This window comes from Enterococcus thailandicus (assembly GCF_001886265.1).
Lineage (GTDB): Bacteria > Bacillota > Bacilli > Lactobacillales > Enterococcaceae > Enterococcus_B > Enterococcus_B thailandicus.
On record NZ_JXLE01000002.1, the window covers coordinates 221,081 to 239,803 of the forward strand.

Annotated in this window: 17 protein-coding genes and 1 pseudogene; 3 read left to right on the plus strand and 15 right to left on the minus strand. The window is 36.4% G+C overall.

The window, feature by feature from the left end; all coding sequences use genetic code 11:
* Positions 1-477: 477 nt before the first annotated feature.
* On the minus strand, positions 478-1,452 hold the full coding sequence (gene bsh, locus RV17_RS02500; protein ID WP_067482195.1) for a choloylglycine hydrolase: 975 nt from the start codon (positions 1,450-1,452) through the stop codon (positions 478-480).
* Positions 1,453-1,614: 162 nt separating this feature from the next.
* On the opposite strand from bsh, the gene RV17_RS02505 reads away from it, so the two are divergent.
* Entirely contained in the window at positions 1,615-1,872 is a 258-nt protein-coding gene (locus RV17_RS02505) for a hypothetical protein (protein ID WP_002295273.1), read from the plus strand.
* A gap of 231 nt (positions 1,873-2,103) precedes the next feature.
* Here the strand turns inward: RV17_RS02505 and RV17_RS02510 are convergent, their stop codons facing one another.
* Positions 2,104-2,535, minus strand: a complete 432-nt coding sequence (locus RV17_RS02510) for a DUF4231 domain-containing protein (RefSeq protein ID WP_172843727.1) — start codon at positions 2,533-2,535, stop codon at positions 2,104-2,106.
* A 250-nt stretch (positions 2,536-2,785) separates the two neighbouring features.
* Positions 2,786-2,938, minus strand: a pseudogene (locus RV17_RS13775) (N-acetylmuramoyl-L-alanine amidase); the annotation flags it as partial.
* Between the two features lie 81 nt (positions 2,939-3,019).
* On the opposite strand from RV17_RS13775, the gene RV17_RS02520 reads away from it, so the two are divergent.
* Positions 3,020-3,946 carry a hypothetical protein gene (locus tag RV17_RS02520; RefSeq protein WP_067482199.1) on the plus strand — a complete coding sequence of 309 codons (927 nt, stop codon included), beginning with the start codon at positions 3,020-3,022 and terminating at the stop codon, positions 3,944-3,946.
* Between the two features lie 175 nt (positions 3,947-4,121).
* Here RV17_RS02520 and RV17_RS02525 read toward each other — a convergent pair whose 3' ends face one another.
* From RV17_RS02525 to RV17_RS02575, 11 genes are all read right to left on the minus strand, one after another.
* Entirely contained in the window at positions 4,122-5,306 is a 1,185-nt protein-coding gene (locus RV17_RS02525) for an LCP family protein (RefSeq protein WP_071868420.1), read from the minus strand.
* A gap of 215 nt (positions 5,307-5,521) precedes the next feature.
* Positions 5,522-6,031 carry a shikimate kinase gene (locus RV17_RS02530; protein ID WP_071868421.1) on the minus strand — a complete coding sequence of 170 codons (510 nt, stop codon included), beginning with the start codon at positions 6,029-6,031 and terminating at the stop codon, positions 5,522-5,524.
* Positions 6,024-7,334: a 3-phosphoshikimate 1-carboxyvinyltransferase gene (gene aroA, locus RV17_RS02535; RefSeq protein WP_071868422.1), complete on the minus strand. Its 1,311-nt coding sequence runs from the start codon at positions 7,332-7,334 to the stop codon at positions 6,024-6,026. The genes RV17_RS02530 and aroA overlap by 8 nt, the downstream gene beginning before the upstream one ends.
* A gap of 54 nt (positions 7,335-7,388) precedes the next feature.
* Complete coding sequence (gene aroC, locus RV17_RS02540) at positions 7,389-8,555, minus strand: chorismate synthase (protein ID WP_071868423.1); 1,167 nt, start codon at positions 8,553-8,555, stop codon at positions 7,389-7,391.
* Between the two features lies 1 nt (position 8,556).
* On the minus strand, positions 8,557-9,630 hold the full coding sequence (aroB, locus tag RV17_RS02545; protein WP_071868424.1) for a 3-dehydroquinate synthase: 1,074 nt from the start codon (positions 9,628-9,630) through the stop codon (positions 8,557-8,559).
* Between the two features lie 25 nt (positions 9,631-9,655).
* The gene (gene aroF / locus RV17_RS02550; RefSeq protein WP_067482211.1) at positions 9,656-10,681 is read right to left on the minus strand and encodes a 3-deoxy-7-phosphoheptulonate synthase; all 1,026 of its coding nucleotides are present in this window, start codon (positions 10,679-10,681) and stop codon (positions 9,656-9,658) included.
* 13 nt (positions 10,682-10,694) lie between these two features.
* A complete protein-coding gene (locus tag RV17_RS02555) occupies positions 10,695-11,552 on the minus strand; it encodes a shikimate dehydrogenase (protein ID WP_067482213.1) in 858 nt (285 codons plus the stop codon).
* A 458-nt stretch (positions 11,553-12,010) separates the two neighbouring features.
* Positions 12,011-12,781: an ABC transporter ATP-binding protein gene (locus RV17_RS02560; RefSeq protein WP_067482215.1), complete on the minus strand. Its 771-nt coding sequence runs from the start codon at positions 12,779-12,781 to the stop codon at positions 12,011-12,013.
* Positions 12,782-13,666: an ABC transporter permease gene (locus RV17_RS02565; protein WP_067482217.1), complete on the minus strand. Its 885-nt coding sequence runs from the start codon at positions 13,664-13,666 to the stop codon at positions 12,782-12,784.
* Positions 13,663-14,712 carry a tryptophan ABC transporter substrate-binding protein gene (gene trpX / locus RV17_RS02570; protein WP_071868425.1) on the minus strand — a complete coding sequence of 350 codons (1,050 nt, stop codon included), beginning with the start codon at positions 14,710-14,712 and terminating at the stop codon, positions 13,663-13,665. Before trpX ends, RV17_RS02565 begins: the two co-directional genes overlap by 4 nt.
* Before the next feature lie 392 nt (positions 14,713-15,104).
* A complete protein-coding gene (locus tag RV17_RS02575; RefSeq protein WP_067482221.1) occupies positions 15,105-15,704 on the minus strand; it encodes a hypothetical protein in 600 nt (199 codons plus the stop codon).
* Between the two features lie 251 nt (positions 15,705-15,955).
* On the opposite strand from RV17_RS02575, the gene efbA reads away from it, so the two are divergent.
* Positions 15,956-17,659 (plus strand): fibronectin-binding protein EfbA, encoded by a 1,704-nt coding sequence (efbA, locus tag RV17_RS02580; protein ID WP_071868426.1) that lies wholly within the window; start codon positions 15,956-15,958, stop codon positions 17,657-17,659.
* A gap of 366 nt (positions 17,660-18,025) precedes the next feature.
* On the opposite strand, the gene RV17_RS13375 is transcribed toward efbA, so the two are convergent.
* On the minus strand, positions 18,026-18,723 hold a 698-nt coding region (locus RV17_RS13375; protein ID WP_428839263.1), incomplete at its 5' end, for a hypothetical protein.

The following is an 18,723-nucleotide window of genomic DNA, read 5'->3' on the forward strand; positions in this document are numbered from 1 at the left end:
TTTTAAGATTGCGAAATACGATACTATTTGTAATCTATAGTATCAGTCCTATAAAATAAACATCTAATTAATTACTCTAAATCCTAATTATAAGCCTTTTTTCTCACTTTTTTTCAAAAATATGGTATGCTTCTTAGTGAATTCAAATATAAAAGAGTTTAAAGCGTAAAACACTTATGGGGAAGTGGTTTGGGGTGCGCTTTAAACTCTTCTTTATTATTATCTCACAGCATGCTTAAAAGGTCTATAGATTAAGTTATGTAAAAAAGTGCCTCTTTAAACGTCCTAAAATCCAAACAAGGATAGCATAATATACACTATCGTTGATCCAGAAAACAGGTAAATAAATTTTGCAAAAGCAATAAGTTAAAAACATTACAAAAAAGACAAGGATATCACATCAAGAAAAAATGTTTTGAAAATATCTTTGCCTTTTTGTATTATATCTATATTAAATAATCAATCACAACACATTAACTAATTTATATATTTAATTTGTTGTTTTTCTATAATTGGATAACTAATTAACTTATGACTATCTAAGTCTTCTTTATTCATATCAATTGCAGTAATTTGACTGTCTTCATATGTTCGATAATAATATATTCCTTTGTCAACATTGCAACAAGAAGAATAAATTGTATATTCATATTTTCCATCACCAACATCACACAAACCTTTTTGTTGTTCTACTGAACCTAAGATATGGAAAAATTGACTAATACTTTCTGACTCTGAATCTCCAGATACAGAATTCAGCTTCGTAAAAGTCGCTTTAACAAAACGAGATACTGAGGATAAATCTCCAGGCAAGCCTATCCCTCCCATACCGCGGCTATAGGCATTCAAACTTATTTGATTTGAAAAATTATTTTTAGGAGTTTCACTCGATAAGACACGATAATTGTTTAAATTAAATAATTGATAGTCAAATGAAGGATTATTGGTAAGAACGCCCACAGGGTTATCATATATATGAAGTCCATCTTTCATACTTTCAATGACAATTGATTTTTCTTTATCAGCTAATAGCCAATGTAAAGGGGATAAAGGAAGTTCATCACTATAATTTATATTTGCTAAATTGATATTTTTTAACAATTTTTTAGCTTCTCCTACTGTTGAGCATTGTCCTAAAATCCAAGGAATAAATTCAAAAGGAGATACATTGTCTTTCCCTTCTTGTATTTCTTTATAATCAGCATACCCAGAAAAATTTAGCCCAGCCATACTCAATCCTTTTTCATTTGTCGCATCGTAATAAAGAGGGTAGTCATCTATACCAGCGGCAATACCAATCATTGCATAATGAGTATCCAAATCATTTACCTTTCGAAAATTCAACTTATAATTTCTTGGAGTAACAGTGACTACTTCATTGTAAGATATTTCATAATCAAAATTCCTTCCAAAATAATGATCACTTGTTACATAAGTAATAGACGTACACATAGTTTATTCCTCCTAAATATTGTTCTGTCCACGTTCATTTTACTCCAAAGTTTTCCTCATTTCAAAAGAAAATCACAGAATACACGAAGAAGCGTTTCTATTTGTATAAACTATATCAAAGTTCTATACTTAAATTATCAAATAAAAAGGACGTGAAGATAAATGTCAAATTTAGAAAACAAAGAAGAAAAAGTTGTAAACAAAATTGTTTCTGTTGTCAATAAACTGGATAAAGAGTTAGACGAACTTGATACGTTATCTGAAAATCCAGAAAAAAAACATAACCTAAAAAAATGGTTAGTTGAACGAAAGGCTATTCATGAAATTAAAAAAGTTCTTCATGAAGCTGATAAATATGAAAAATATGATGAAAAAGAACTTGATAAAGAATTTAAAGAAATCAATGACTTATTACTATAATTGATTTATACGACTCATTTTTGAGTCGTCAGACTGCAAACAACACTCTAAATTTAGGAGTTTGTCTACAGTCTGAATAAATTTTAAATTTATTGTCCATAATGTTATTATGAATTTATAGCATTAAGAAAAGAGATAAGACTTTACATTTTTTTAGGAATGTAAAGTCTTATCTCTTTTCTTAATTGTACAATTAGTACTATCTGCACTACTTTATAATTAAATAAATTTTTAGTTATTAACTTGATTAAAATCAGAGATAATATCATTTAATTCAGTTTGAAGGGTTGTAACGATTAAATGGAAATTTTCTTCATCTGTTTTATTATATGGGGATGTTTTCGTTATATATAACAACTTTTCTTTTTCAATTTTCATTAATAACTCTGTCGAAGTCTGTACTTTATCTTGATAATTAAATGCAGACATCCCACTTTGTATAATTGTAATTATTGCTGAAGCAATTGAAACAATCAATAGTAAAGACCTGTGTTCGGAAGCCTGATCAATTAATATTGGGATACTAGCTGATAAGACTATTTTTATAATATTTCCGATAGCAATTACTCTATTATAAAATCGAATTTCTTTTTTTAATCTATCGATTGTAGAATCAATAGATTCGATAAACGCTTTTTGATCCATCATTTTCTCTCCAATCATTTTATTAAAATCATTAACAAAAATATTATAATAGGATTTAAGTAAGTTCTAACTAATCACACATAAAAATAAAAAAACATTTGTATTTTATCAAAGTTTTATTATACTTGTCAATTTGTGTACATCCTAAAATATAAGCTATTTGTTTACTTCTGTAGAATATATACTTTGTTGTTAGATAAGTTGTACATGTTTATAGAATCTAAATAATAAATTTTTATGTACCGCCCCTCAAAGAGGGGGGAATTTTTTATCTTTGTGGAATATTTAAATACCAACGCTTGTCATGAAAATCTTGTGCTCCACCCTTAGTATTTCCTTCTGGATCGTTTGTCGCACGCATCATGACGTATACTTTCTTATTAGGGAAATCACGCATATTGAAAGATACATGATAGCCAACTTTAAATAACTTTTACACAACTATATGGCGACTATCGCTACCTGCCAATAAGTGGGAGCAAAAATTATCTAGGAGGAAAAAATGAAAAAGAAAAATGGGGTAACTTGGTTTCTTGCAGGGATTGGGATGGTTTTATTCTTTCAATCAATAATTAATATGGAGGCAACTGCCTCGATTACATTGGGTACCTTACTCTTTGCATTCGTTGGTTGGCAACTAAAACAAACACAAAGAGTTCAATACAAGAAATGGCTTTTGCCAATAATCTTTTCCCTTTCACTGATTCTTGGTGCCTGTGGAACTGGTTCGGCTATAACTACAGAAAGCACCAGTAGTTCGACCAACATAACCAAGTCATCAAAAACAAGTGAATCATCAACTAAAGATACTACTGAGATTTCAAAAGAAAAAGCTAAGAAAAAAGAACTAGAAAATTTAACAAAACAGGCACAACAAGAAGTTGAAAAAGCGGAAAAAGAACCAACCAGAGATCAACTAAACATTGCGTTGACAGCGATTGGAAAAATCCCTGGTGGAAGCAGTGCATTAACTGAACGAACAAATAAAGTTGAACAGACCATCGTTACTGCGGAAAAAAAGGCAGCAGAAGAAAAACGCGTCGCTGAGGAAAAGGCCGCTGAAGCCAAACGAATTGCTGAAGAACAGCGAGTCGCCGAAGAAAAAGCTGCGGCTGAAGCTAAACGTGTCGCTGAAGAGCAGGCTGCAGCTGAAGCTAAACGTGTTGCCGATGAGCAGGCTGCAGCTGAAGCTAAGCGGATCGCCGATGAACAAGCAGAACAAGCTAGAGTCGCTGCGGAACAAGCCGCCGCTGCGCAAGCTGCAGCCCAGCAAAATCAAAACCAACAAATGGTTTATATTGCTCCGGATTCTGGTCGAAAATATCACTATAATCCCAATTGTCGTGGGCTAAATAACGCAAATTCGGTTGTAAGTATTCCATTGTCCGAGGCACAAGGTTCGTATGGTTTATGCGGCTTTGAGGACTAGCAACGAAAATAAATTAAACCACGCATAAAATGCGTGGTTTTTTTACATGCTTTGCGAAAAAATGACTAAAGTCTATAATAAAAAAATCCTAGGAATTTTTTCATCCTAGGATTTTTTAAATTGTTTCCATTATGAGCCTACCTGATAACAAAAATCACTCTTATCTTTACTCAAATTATTCATTCAAAAACGTGGTAATCGCATCTTGGTTCATTTGATTATCAATGACTAAGACACTTCCTGCATACTCACTGTTACCATAATCCCAAGAGCCGTCAACTGGTACGCTTAGTCGATCGATGCCAGTTGCACCACGAGCAATTGAAAGCAGATGAGTAGCTATAAATGTTGCGGTGACGTTTGTCGAAGTATACCCAATTGCTTTTCCAGCCGCATAAGGTGCTCGAAGTAAGTTAATTGGATTTTTTAGTTGACTGAAAATTGCATTCATCACCTGTTGCTGACGTCTAACACGACCAAAGTCCCCTTCCTCATCCATTCGAAAACGAGCATATTGCAATAAGACATGGCCATCCATTTTTTGGACCCCTTTCTTGATATCGACACCATCAAGATTCAGGTCTTTCTCAGCATCTAGCTTCACACCGAACATAAATAACGCATCAATTACTTTTTCAAACGACTGAAAATCAACTTTTGCGTAATACTGACACTCGATTCCAAAGTTTTCTGCTAACGTCTGCCGGACTAGCTCTGCACCGCCATAGGCATAAGCAGAATTGATTTTGTTTTGCCCGACACCAGGAATGTTAACAAAGCTATCACGCATAAAGGAAACGAGCTTCGGTTTGTGCGCTGGACCTCGTAGCTGCAAAACCATAATTGTGTCTGCCCGACCAGCGTCTTCTCCCCTTGTATCACTTCCCAAAATCAAAATGTTTTTTGCTCCGTTTTCTGACTGAACACCATTAAAGGTCTCAACTGGTGCATTAGCTAAACTACTGTCATGCTCAGCCATAAATTTTCCTACAAAAAAAGAAATACCTGAATAAAGTAGAATAAGAATGAAAAGACCAAAAAGCATTTTCTTCCATGAACGTTTTTTTCGTCCTTTTGGTGGTGGCTGTGGTGATTTCTTTTTCCGAAAAAATTTCTTTTTCTCAGTTGTTTGCTGATTCAATTGCTCATATTCATTGTATTCATCAAATGGTCGATTCAATTGGTTGTTTGATGAATCAAAATCATTCGAAAATGACTGATTGCTTTGATTTTGTTCTACATGTTGATCTGATTCTCGCTGAATATCCTGTTTTCGTTGACGGCGAGCGAAGAGATTATCTGTATTATTTTTTAAGGATTTCCCTTTGTTTTTTTTATTGTGACGGTCCATCCGACTCATCGCATTTCCTCCTAATTACCTAGTGATAGTTCAAGGATACGTTACCTATCGATAAAAAGCATGCTACTTAAGTCCAATTTAATAAAAAATAACGATTTTTTATTTGAAATACTATTTTTTTTCAGTCAATTTCGTAAAAAAGTAGGACAAAACAAACTTCTTGTTTTCCCCCACTCTTCTTTGCCAATTTACCAATAGTCATTCGAGATGCTTTCTTAACAGCGTGCTAAAATTTCTGTCACGATTTGTTGTGGCGATTTGTTCGTCGTCTCAATTTGAAACGTGGCTACTTCTTGATAAAATGCTTTTCTAGTCTGATATAGTTCTGAGAATTCAGCAACTGTCTTCTGTCGTGCCAAAGGTCTCACATTTTTTTCGTCATGAATAACTCTTTGATACAGCTCAGCAATTGATGCTTCTAAAAAAATAACATTTCCACCATTTTTTAGCAATGTTCGATTTCTTTGATTTAAAATAATGCCACCACCAGTAGAAATCACTTGTGCTTTTGAAACAGTCAATTGTTCTTGAAGCAGCTTTGTCTCAGCTTGACGAAAGTGTGATTCGCCATATTTTTCAAAATATTGTGTAATCGTAGTCGCATATTTCTCTTCGAACAATTCATCTAAATCGACTAAAGAAACAGCAAGTTTTTCTGCTAAGAGTGTGCCAATCGTGGTTTTTCCCGACCCCATAAAACCAACAAGTATAATCGAATTATTCATTTGATGTACCTTGGACTAATTTAGCTAAATCACCAAAGAACTGAGGATATGAAATGGCTACCGCTTCTGCTTCCGCTAGTTCTATTTCGCCAGTTTCGACTAACAAAGCAGCAATTTGTAACATCATACCAATCCGATGATCGTTATGGCTGGAAACTTGTTGTTTTTTTTGGAAAACTCGAAGTGGTGTTGGTCCCTCAATGATTAGCCCATCTTCTGTCGCTTGGATTTTTGCACCCAATTTTGTTAATTCTGTCGCCACTGCATCAATTCGATTGGTTTCTTTCACTTTTAATTCTTCGGCATCATAAATTCGGGTTGTTCCTTTTGCTTGGGTAGCAAGTAACGCAATCACAGGTAGTTCATCAATCAGTCGCGGAATGATTGCCCCTCCGATTTCGATGCCTTGAAGTTCAGATGTTTTCACCTGAATCGTTGCTGATTGGTTAACAGAATCTTCTTCCGTTAGCTTGATTTGACCATTCATCTGTTTAACTACATCTAAAATGCCAGTTCGAGTTGGGTTAATACCGACATTTTTTAGTGTAATTTCACTTTCTGGACACAACAAACCTGCAACAATAAAAAACGCAGCCGAAGAAATATCACCGGGAATATTTACTTCACAGCCGGTTAATTTTTGTGGTCCAACAAGTGTGATTTCTTTTCCTGACTGCTGAATTCGCCCACCAAACTGTTGGATCATTTCTTCTGTATGATTTCTAGAAGGTGTTTTTTCAATAATTGTTGTCGTACCTTCTGCCTGTAAGCTTCCAAATAAAATAGCTGATTTTACTTGAGCACTTGCAACAGGCATTTCATATGTGATTGGTATTAATTGATTTGTTTGATCGATTTTCAGAGGTAACAAACCTTTCTCCGTCGCCCCAGTTATTCGAGCATTCATTTGAGTCAGCGGATCAATGATTCGGTTCATTGGTCGTTTGCTTAACGAAGCATCTCCAATTAACGTTGACGAGAAGGCCGCACCAGCTAAAATTCCTGAAACGAGCCGAACCGTTGTTCCTGAATTCCCACAATCTAGCGGACTACTACTTGGACGTAATCCTTCAATCCCTTTTCCATTGATACGAATAGTTTGGTCTATCTCCTCAGTGATCTCGACACCTAAGTTTCGGAATAGCTGTAACGTTGAAAGGCAGTCTTGTGCCCGCAAAAAATTATGAATAACAGTTTCTCCATAACTGATTGCACCAAACATAACACTTCGATGAGAAATTGATTTATCTGCAGGTACTTGTAAAGTGCCTCGGAGCTTCGTCTGATTTGTCAGTAATTTCATCTTTTGTCCCACTTCCTAACATAGCTGAAATAATAGCTAAACTATTTGTTGCCGTTAAAACTGAGCAATTCGATCGCGATACAAGTCAACAGCTTCTTTTAATTCCCCACAAGTGTCCGCAGAAAATTTTGTTAAAAATGCTTTAGCTATCTCTGTTGCCACGACGCTTTCGCAAATGACGCTTGCTGCAGGAACAGCTGTCGTGTCAGAACGTTCAACACTTGCTCGGTATGCTTCTTTTGATTGGATATCAACACTTTGTAACGGACGATATAAAGTTGGAATTGGCTTCATTACTCCTTGTACGATAATCGTTTCACCATTGGTCATGCCACCTTCGAAACCACCTAAGTTATCGGACTGCCGAGTAAATCCACGTGTTCCATCCCAAGTGATTTCATCCATGACTTTTGATCCAGGCAAGTTTGCCATAGTAAAACCTAAGCCAAACTGGACACCTTTAAAAGCATTGATACTCATCACTGCTTGGGCGATTTTCGCATCTAGTTTTTCATCCCAATGGACATAGCTTCCCAACCCAGCTGGAACATTTGCTACTAGCACTTCGACTACGCCACCCAAAGTATCTCCCGCTTTTTTCGTCTGATCAATCAACTCTTTCATCGCAGCTTCAACTTTAGAATCAACTACACGTAATTCGGAATTTTCAGAGCGATGTTTGATTTCTTCTACTGTCAAGTTATCCGGTAGTTCACTTCTCAAACCTCCAAGGGCTAATACGTGCCCAGCAACTGATACGTCCAGTTCCTTAAGCAATTGTTTACAAACGGCTCCAATCGCTACTCGTATTGCCGTTTCACGCGCGGATGATCGTTCCAAAACATTTCTTAAATCGCGGTGACCATACTTCATCCCCCCAACAAGATCTGCATGTCCTGGTCGAGGTCGAGTCACTTGTCGCAGGGGTGCATCTTTCTCGGAAACTTGTTCAGGCGACATCACAGTTTGCCAATTTTTCCAGTCTTTATTCTCAATAACTAATGTTACTGGGGAACCTAGTGTATAGCCATGACGAACACCCGAAGTAATTTTTACTCGATCCTTTTCGATTTTCATTCTGCCGCCACGACCATAACCGACCTGACGTCTTGCTAGTTCAAGATTGATTTCATCAACAGATAAGAAAAGACCTGCTGGCAATCCTTCGATAATCGCGGTTAATTCTAATCCATGCGATTCTCCGGCTGTCAAAAAGCGCATCTCATTTCTCCTCCTTCTTCAAATAATCCATTAATTCATTTAAGGGGGTCGGCAAAATAGTTGCTTCACCAATTTTATTGAGCACAATTAATTTCACTCTATTTCCTCGTGCTTTTTTATCGTGAGTGATAGCTTCAAATAATGCACGCTCTTGCCATTCAGTTGTTTCTTCAGGAAGTTCAAATTTCCGCACCATTTCACGTAAACTTTCCGTTGTTCCTGTTTCCGTTAAACCCTTTTTTTCCGCGACTTTGGTTAATTGAATCATTCCGATTGCAACAGCTTCTCCATGGGTAATCTTTCCATAACCGGCAGTTTTTTCAACAGCATGACCGATTGTATGGCCAAAATTAAGAATTAGTCGTTGCCCATTATCAAATTCATCTGCTTCAACTACTGTTTTTTTTATAGCTAAACACGCTTCAATTATTTGTTCAGATTGCTGAACTATTTCCTCTCGTCCATTTATATTCACTAAGGTTTCCCATAAATTTTTGTCAGCAATTGCAGCATATTTAATTACTTCTGCTAATCCTTCACTGACTCTTCTTGGTGTTAACGTAAGTAACGTATCCGGATCAATCAATACCCCTTCAGGTTGCCAAAATGCACCAATGATGTTTTTGGCATACGAGGTATTCACTGCTGTTTTTCCACCAATACTACTGTCTACTTGAGCAAGTAAAGTCGTCGGGATTTGTAAAAAATGAATACCACGCATAAACGTTGCTGCAACAAAACCTGCTAGATCACCAATTACGCCACCACCTAAAGCAATGATGCCATCACTTCTAGTAAATTGTTTTTCTGTTAGTAACTGAAACAACTTTTCTGCTTGCTGCAATGATTTGCTTGCTTCGCCCGGCTCAATCACAGCTTTGATTACCATGTAGCCTGCATTAGTTAATTGTTCACTCACTGTTTGAGCATAAAGTGAATCAACATTTTTATCAGTTATCAAACAAATTTTTTGTGGAGACCACAAAGCGTTCACCCATTGACCGATTCTCGATAATGCACCTTTTTCAATAATGATTTCATAAGAATGTTGTGGTAGCTCTACTTGAATACTCATGTTCACACCTGCATTTCCTTTGTCATTAGCTATTTAATTTACGAATTTCTTTCATTGCTTTTTCTAAAATATGCACTTCTTCCATCATCTTCAGATACGTTTTTTCATTCAAAGACTGCGGGCCATCTGACCAAGCATTAACCGGATCGGGGTGGATTTCAACAATCATGCCATCGGCACCTGCAGCAACACCAGCACGAGCCATCGGCGGAACCAAATCCCAAACTCCAGTCCCATGGCTTGGATCAACAATGATTGGGAAATGACTAAGCTTTTTAATCAAAGGAACGGCACTTAAATCAAACGTATTTCGAGTTGCCGTTTCATACGTTCGAATACCTCTTTCAATAAAAATAATCTGATTATTATTTTGAACAGCAATATATTCTGCAGCATTTAGCCATTCATTAATCGTTCCAGCAATCCCTCGTTTTAATCCAATTGGCATGCCTGTTTTTCCAACCGCTTCAAGTAAACGGAAATTTTGCATATTTCGTGCGCCAATTTGTAAAATATCACTATAATGTGCCACCATTTCAATGTGGGCTTCATCCATTACTTCAGTGATGACCTGCATATTAAGTTCATCTGCCGCTTGGCGAATGTATTTCAACCCTTCTTCTTCCAACCCTTGGAAAGCATAAGGTGAAGTTCTTGGCTTGAATGCACCACCACGCAAGATTTTCGCACCACCAGCTTTAGCCATTCGAGCTGTTTCGCGAATTTGATCTAAGCCTTCAATGGAACATGGGCCCGCCATTGTGACAAACGAACCATCACCGATTTTGACGCCGTTAATATCCACAACTGTATCTTGTGGATGAAACTCACGCGAAGTTAGTTTGTACGTATTTGTAATACGAACAATTTCTTCTACTCCGTCGTATCGTTGAAAGGCAACATCCTGAATTTTTCTAGTATCACCAACTAAGCCAACGATTTGTTGCTCATTTCCACGATTCATTTGAACAGCTAAGCCTTCTTCTTTTACACGATTCACGACTTGTGAAATTTGTTCATCTGTTGCATTTTGTTTCATAATAATAATCATTTCTTTTTCCCCTTTATTCAAATAAATCTTTCATGATATCAAGTGGCATTTCGTGATTCGTCCATAAATGAAAAGCCGTTGCACCTTGATATAATAGCATACCTAAACCATTAAAGGCAGGCGCACCTATTTTTTCTGCCTCTTTTAGTAATTGTGTTTTTCTTGGTGAATAAATTAAATCAATCACAAATAAGTTTTCATGTAAAAAGGTAGCTTTTGCTAACGGCGATTGTCCTTCTTTTGTACCCATGCCAATATCTGTTGCATTCACTAATAGCTCACTCGTCTGCAAGTCACGTACGAGTTGTTCCTCATCTGCATAATCAACCACTCGTACGATTGAATCAGTCTGTTCTCCAATTTTTTCAAAGTCACGTTTCACCGTTAAAAATCGTTCATTTTTTCTTTTATATAAAACAACTTCTCTAGCACCTTCAAGCGCAGCCTGGACAGTGATTGCTTTAGCCGCACCACCAGCACCGAGAATAGTTATTTTTTTGTCTTTTATCTTAATTTTTGCGGTTTCTGCCATTGCTTTCACAAAACCAATACCATCTGTATTATAGCCGATCAGTTTCCCATTTTGATTCACGATCGTGTTGATTGCACCAATCAACTGTGCTTCTTGACTTAGTTCATCGACATAAGCGATAGCCGTCGTTTTGTTAGGCATTGACAAATTCACACCTAACATATCCAATGTGCGAATACTTTCAATTGCTCGTGCCAGATTTGTTTGATCTACTTCAAAAGCTAAATATACCGCATCAACACCACAAGCTTGAAACCCACGATTATGCATCCGTGGTGATAAACTATGTTCCGCTGGATTTGCAAAAAAACCTGCAAGTTTTGTTTTCCCAGAAATCACGCTTTGTCCTCCTTGATTGTCCAAAGTAATACTATTTTGTTTATTTATCTTGTCATGAAATATAAAAAAACCACCTAGTGTTTTCGTACTAAACAAAAAGTACAGTAAACGACTACGTGGCAAGATGTCTTGAACTATTCACAAAACGTAAAGCATCTCATGAAACTTATTTAATTTTCACTCAAAGTATAACCTCACGAAACGCCTAAACTGTCTTAGATTGTACTAAGTATAGGACGAATGAAAGGAGCTTGTCAATTCCTTTTTCATTCTACTTCGCCAGCTAAAAAGAGGTAAGGATAGATAGAAGTCCTTACCTCTTTCTTTTGATTGTATCCGATTCAACCAGAAGAAAACGTCCACAAGTTGGAGACACGACTCAATGTTGCGCAAACATTGGCGAAGACATTCGCAACACTCTTGCTTAGTTCTCAATACTACTCATTTTTTTACCTTTTTTAATCAAGAACTTCCTCAAAAAATTGTAATAAATCACTCATTGATAAGTTTTGTTTTTCTTGTGCATTCAAATCTTGAACAATTCGTCCCTTTTGTAAAACAATCAATCGGTTTCCATAATTTAATGCATCTTCCATTCGATGAGTAATCATCAAACAAGTTAATTTTTGTTCCGTGATTCGGCGGTTGGTTAGTTCCATTAATGATTTCGCTGTTTTAGGATCTAAAGCCGCTGTGTGTTCGTCTAACAGCAATAGTTCTGGTACTCGAATCGTTGCCATCAATAAACTTAACGCTTGGCGCTGTCCGCCAGAAAGTTCACCTGCTGGCGTATCTAAATGTGTTTCCAATCCATTTCCGACTTCTTGACACAGTTGGTAGAAAAATTCTTTTTGTTTTTTTAAATTTCTCAGGTGTAAAGGACGCTTTTGTCCACGTTTTTGTGCTAACAATAAATTTTCAGCAACAGTCATTCGCGGCGCTGTTCCCATTTTAGGATCTTGAAACACACGTGCCAGAAACGCTGCACGTTTTTCTTCGGAATCTTTCGTAATCACTCGATCTTTAAACAAAATACTGCCTTGAGAAAGTTGCAGTGTCCCCGCAATTGTATTGAATAGCGTGCTTTTACCTGCCCCATTTCCGCCTAAGACAGTAATAAAATCTCCTTCATTGATTGAGAGGTTGATATCTTCAAGTAAAACTTTATTTTCATTCAGTCCATTATTCACAACTTTTTTTCCATTTTGGATGGTTAAGATTGCTGTCATTTATTTTGCCTCCTTCTCAAAGCCCGTTTTTAGATTCAGCGCTTTTTTCACTTGCGGAATCATCAAACAAAACGCAAGAATGATTGCTGAGAATAGTTTCAAGTAAGTTGTATCAAAACCTAATTTAATAACGATCAAAATCAATAATTGATAAATAATACTACCAACAACAATAGCAATCAACCGTTCCGCCAATGTTAACTCTTGAAAAATCACTTCGCCAATAATGATCGAAGCAAGACCTATAACGATTACACCAATTCCCTTATTTACATCTGCATAACCATCATTTTGAGCAATTAATGCACCAGAAAGAGCTATCACCCCATTTGATAACGTTAACCCCAAAATTTTCATTCGATCTGTTTTAATTCCCAAAGAACGTGCCATCGTTTCATTATCCCCTGTTGCAATGTATCCTTGACCTAAATCTGTATTGAAGAAAAACAACAGAATAGAAATAATCACACCTAACGCAATTAAACCTAACAAAACTGTATCAAAATAATTTGGTAGTTGAAGTCTTTGGAAACTATCTTGTAAAATGGGCCGATTCAATAAAGAAAGGTTAGGTGTTTTCATCACATATAGAATCACTGAATTCAAACCAGACATTACTAGAATTCCAGCAAGGATAACGGGAATCTTTCCTTTTGTATAAAGCAAACCAGTTACCAAGCCGGCTACCATTCCTGCTCCTACTCCTAAAAGTGTAGCAAAAATCGGTGCTACCCCATTCGTAATCGCAGTCACACAAACGGCTGCACCCAACGGAAATGACCCTTCTGTTGTCATATCAGGAAAATCAAGAATTCGATAAGTCATAAAAATGCCCAAACCCAAAATGGCCCAAAGCATTCCTTGTGAAATAGATGAGACGATCATTTGTCTTCCTCCTTTGAACTTTCAGTTGATTTTGTTGACTCCTGTGTCACACTTTTAGCCTTTTCTTTTACCTCTTCAGGAATCGTGACACCTAAGCGAGCTGCTTGCTCTTGATTGATGATAATATCACCTTTATCAAAGGTATAAACAGGTGTCGTAGCTGCTTCATTTTTTCCTAGTGCAAGTTTTGCAGCCATTTTGCCACTTTGAACACCTAATTGGTATTGATTGATCCCAATTGTTGCCAGACCACCTTGTTCAACCATTGTATCAACTGATGGAATAACGGGAATTTGTTCTTTGTTTGCTTCCTTGATAACTGTTTGCATCGCATTGGCAATCGTGTTGTCCAAAGGAATATAGATCACATCAACAGATTGACTCATGACTTGAACTGTTTGTGCAATCTCATTTGTTGAAGGTACTGCATATTTTGTCACTGTCAAACCAGCTTCTTTTGCAGCAGCTTCCGCTTGCGCAACTTGATATTTAGAATTATCTTCCGATGACGCATAAAGAATTCCGATTCTTTTGGCTTGTGGTAGTAAGGTTGTAGCTAATTGGATTTGAGCACTGACAGGCGGCTGATCAGAAACACCGGTCACATTTTTTCCCGGCTTCTCTAAGGACTCAACTAATCCTGCCCCAACTGGATCTGTTACAGCGCCTAGCACCACTGGAATCTCACTTGTAGTATTTGCTAATGCTTGTGCTGCAGGTGTTGCAATTCCAATTAGTGCCGCTGGATTTGCTTGAACAAGTTGTTGGCTCATCGTCGCTAATTTGCTTTGATCGGCTTGACCATTTTGAAAGTTTATTTTAAGATTTTTTCCTTCAACCAATCCTTCTTCTTTCAACCCATCCTTGATTCCGCGATAAATTTCATCTAATGCTGGATGACTGACATATTGTAAAACACCGATTTCTTTTACTTCCGTTGTTGCTGGAGCTGCACTTTTCGTCTCAGCCATTTTTTCGTAAACGAAACTACCAATCAAGTAGATTCCCAGTAGCGCTACGACCGCTATCAATCGTTTATTTTTCATTTTTTTCCTCCTGTTAATAACTAGTTATTTTTGCTATGAACGATAACAATGTTTTAATAAATTGTTTTATTATTAAGCAAACCCAACAAAAAAAGGACAATTCCTTTTACGGTATTGTCCTTAGTGCACAAAAAACCGCATAGAAGTCTCTATGCGGTAGTCAAATTTCTTGTCTAGCATAGATACAAACTTTAGATTGTTCTCTAAAAAGTCGTATCTATGGGAAGGTCGCCATCAATACAACTCATCTACGCCAGTTACGCCATGCTTTATTGTTTCCTAGTAAAGTTTGGTTTGATAAGTTCATTGTGGTTCACCCTTTCGTCAAATAATTGATTTAAGTCTAATCGAATTTTTTTTATTCGTCAATAGAAATATTTACATTGTGCAAATTATTGTGTTGAGTCTGTTGTCATTTCAAGTTCAAGCTTTTTAATATTTGCTAATGGAAGGCGATTCAACTCCGGTACTAATTCTTTCGAAACATCCGTGATTCCTTCCTTACCAATAACGACTCGGTTCGTCTCCTTACCGCCATCAAAAAAAATAAATGTGATTTGTTCCCTGTTGATCCCATACTCTTTTTCTTCCTCAGCAACGTCATAAACGAGAGGATAAAAATAAATTTGACGATTCAACTCTTCCATTTTCTTTGAATCATTAAAAATAGACAAGACTTGTTCATAGGTTTCACCTTTTGGCACGCAAAACATGACTGATATCGCTTTGCTATCAGCAATTGTTTGCTCGGCATTACTGTAATCAAACCCTTTGACTTTATCAGAGGTGATCGTTGAATACACCAAACTATCTACTTGATCTGCTTTGATTTTTTCAGGCAAAAAAATCATTGAGCCCGCTAACAACAATGATAAAAAAAGTAAGCCACCTGCACGCCAAAAATATTTGATTGGATTTTCAGCAAACGCGTCACCAAATTGCGTCCAGCTTTCTTGGATTTTTTCTTTTATTTCTCCCCAAATAATAAACACCTCGCTTTTTCCTCCGATGTTGTTTGCTCATTTTCTTTATTATACCTATAAATTAGCACTTTGACGAAAAAAATTACGTCTCCCTCAGAAATTTTTACTATTTATGCAAAATATAGATTCTTTTCACTGATGAATCACTAGAAACTTGTACGTAAATAGACTAGCGCTTTACTGGCATTACGCCACTATTGGTTTTTATACTTGTTTTTCGTTATAATGAAACTAATTACGAAAAGAAAAGAGGAAGCATTATGTCCTTTGACGGTGTTTTTACCCACGCAATGGTTAGTGAGTTGCGTGATACCTTATTATCTGGTCGAATTTCCAAAATTCACCAACCTTATGAAAATGAAATTATTTTAGTTATTCGCTCGCGCGGAGCCAATCATCGTTTGTTATTATCCGCTCATCCTAGCTATGCGCGAATTCAGATTACGCAAATTGATTATCAGAATCCTGACACCCCCCCTAACTTTGTAATGATGCTAAGAAAACATCTGGATGGTGCTTTGTTAGAAAAAATCGAACAAGTTGAAAATGACCGTGTCATTCATTTTCATTTTACAAAACGAGATGAGCTGGGCGACTTACAAAATATTGTTTTGATTGTTGAACTGATGGGTCGTCATAGCACAATTGTACTGGTCAATCGGGAAAGCGGAAAAATCTTAGATACAATCAAACACATCGGAAGCTCTCAAAATACTTATCGATCGCTGATTCCTGGTGTTACGTATGTTGCTCCACCAAAACAAGAACAATTAAATCCATTTTCAGCAGAAAAAGAAAAAATCTTTCAACGTCTTTCCCAATTAGAACTGACACCAAAAATTTTACAGCAAAATTTCCAAGGTCTTGGTTTTGATACAGCACAAGAATTAACAAGTCGCTTGACAGAACAACCTAATGAAAAAATGGCTGTTTGGGAAAACTTTTTCCATGAGTTGAATGATAAACTTTCCCCTACGCTTTATGAAGCAAAAAATAAAGACTTCTTTACCCCCATTTCCTATCAATCAATTGCGAAAACTGCTGATCAAATAACAAACTACTCAACCTTGAGCACATTGCTTGACGGTTTTTATCATGACAAAGCAGAGAAAGACCGTGCCAAACAGCAAGGTAGCGAATTGATTCGAAAAATGGAAAACGAGCGTAAACGAAATCAAAATAAATTAAAAAAACGAGAACAAACACTAAAAGATTCTGAAAATGCTGAAGATTTTCGTCGCAATGGCGAACTGTTGACCACTTTTATGACTCAAGTCCCACGTGGTGCAACAGAAGTCACTTTACCGAATTACTACGAAGCAGATCAACCTCTGACCATTAAGCTTGATCCTGCATTAACACCTAACCAAAACGCACAGAAGTATTTCCACCGTTATCAAAAGCTAAAGAATGCCGTTAAACTAATTGGCCAACAAATCCAAGAAGCCAAAGACGAAATTCAGTATCTCGATTCTGTCTTAGCTCAACTTGAAATTGCAGGTCCAATGGATATTGAAGCAATCAAAGAAGAATTAACTGATCAAGGGTACTTTAAAAAGAAATCTGCTAAAAAACAAAAGAAAAAGAAACCTTCTCAACCAGATGTTTACTTTGCTGAAGACGGTACTCAAATTCTGGTAGGAAAAAATAATTTACAAAATGATTTACTAACAATGAAAACTGCTAAAAAATCAGATTACTGGCTCCATGCAAAAAACATCCCAGGTTCACACGTGATTATCAAAAGTAACGAGCCATCTGATGAGACGATTACTCAAGCAGCAGAATTAGCTGCTTACTTCTCAAAATATCGTCATTCAGCGCAAGTTCCTGTAGATTTGGTTCAAGTAAAACATATTCGTAAACCAAATGGCTCCAAACCTGGATTCGTTATTTATGAAAATCAGAAAACGATTATCGTGACCCCTGTTGAAGAAATAATTTTACAAATGAAAAAACAATAAGAGTTAATCAATCATTGTCATGTCTTTAACCGATTCATGATAATTGCGAAAAGAAAAACTTTTTCAAAACAAAAAAGGTGCCTTCAAATTTCCTATTTGGGAAATTGATGGCACCTTTTTACTTATGTGCTAGGTTCATATGGTCTGTAAGCACAACTTGCTACACTAAACATCGCATCTTGAAGAAACAGATGCATACGATGCTTGTTTTCGTCACAATGAACCTAAAAAATAGCTATATGTTAGTAGCAGATGTTCTCGCTTGTTTTTTATAAAAATAGACAAAAGAAGCTGACTATCTACTTATTCCCTTTAAGACCTGTTTTCATTGCAATATCTTTACTTTTTAAACATCTTATACATGATTTATGAAATCGGTTTAAATCTCAAATGCATAGTGGATGAAGATTTTGATAGTTCAGTTTGCTCTTTAACGGATCCCTCAAAGTCTATTGTCTTTATTTCGTTAAAGCCTAGAACTCCTAACGATTCTGATTTTTGTAATCCTTTCTCATTTTCATAAAGGACAATTTTTTTATTATTCGAAATGAGATTCAGGGCTAACTCTTTTCCTTTTAAATTCTCGTCGGCAGCAAACTGTTCAACCTTGACCTCGACAGATACAGTTGAATTGTTTTCCATTTTGTAAACAGGTGAAATGATTTTTTCTTCGTCTGAACCAAAATTCATTTTTGTTGGTATTGTTAGGTTGATTTCAGATGTATCGATCTTAGTAACGATGCCAGCCGGAACCTCGATTGAAGCTTCTGGAATATCTTGCTCGACTGAACTTTCATTTGTTGCTTTACCTGTTATCTTAACGATTGGTTTTTGATTTAATGCTTGTTCTGTCACCTTAACAGTGACTTGATGAGTAAATACTTCACCAGCCGCTAGTTCAGGTATTGAAACAGTTAAACTTGGGTTGTTCACTGGATCCAACCCTTCTGGTACTTCAACAGACAACGTACCTTTTTGAAGTACCCCGATAGCACTTTTATTGATTAACGTATATACATAAAGTAATTCATCACCAACATTGGTTTCTTCCTCACTTCTTGACA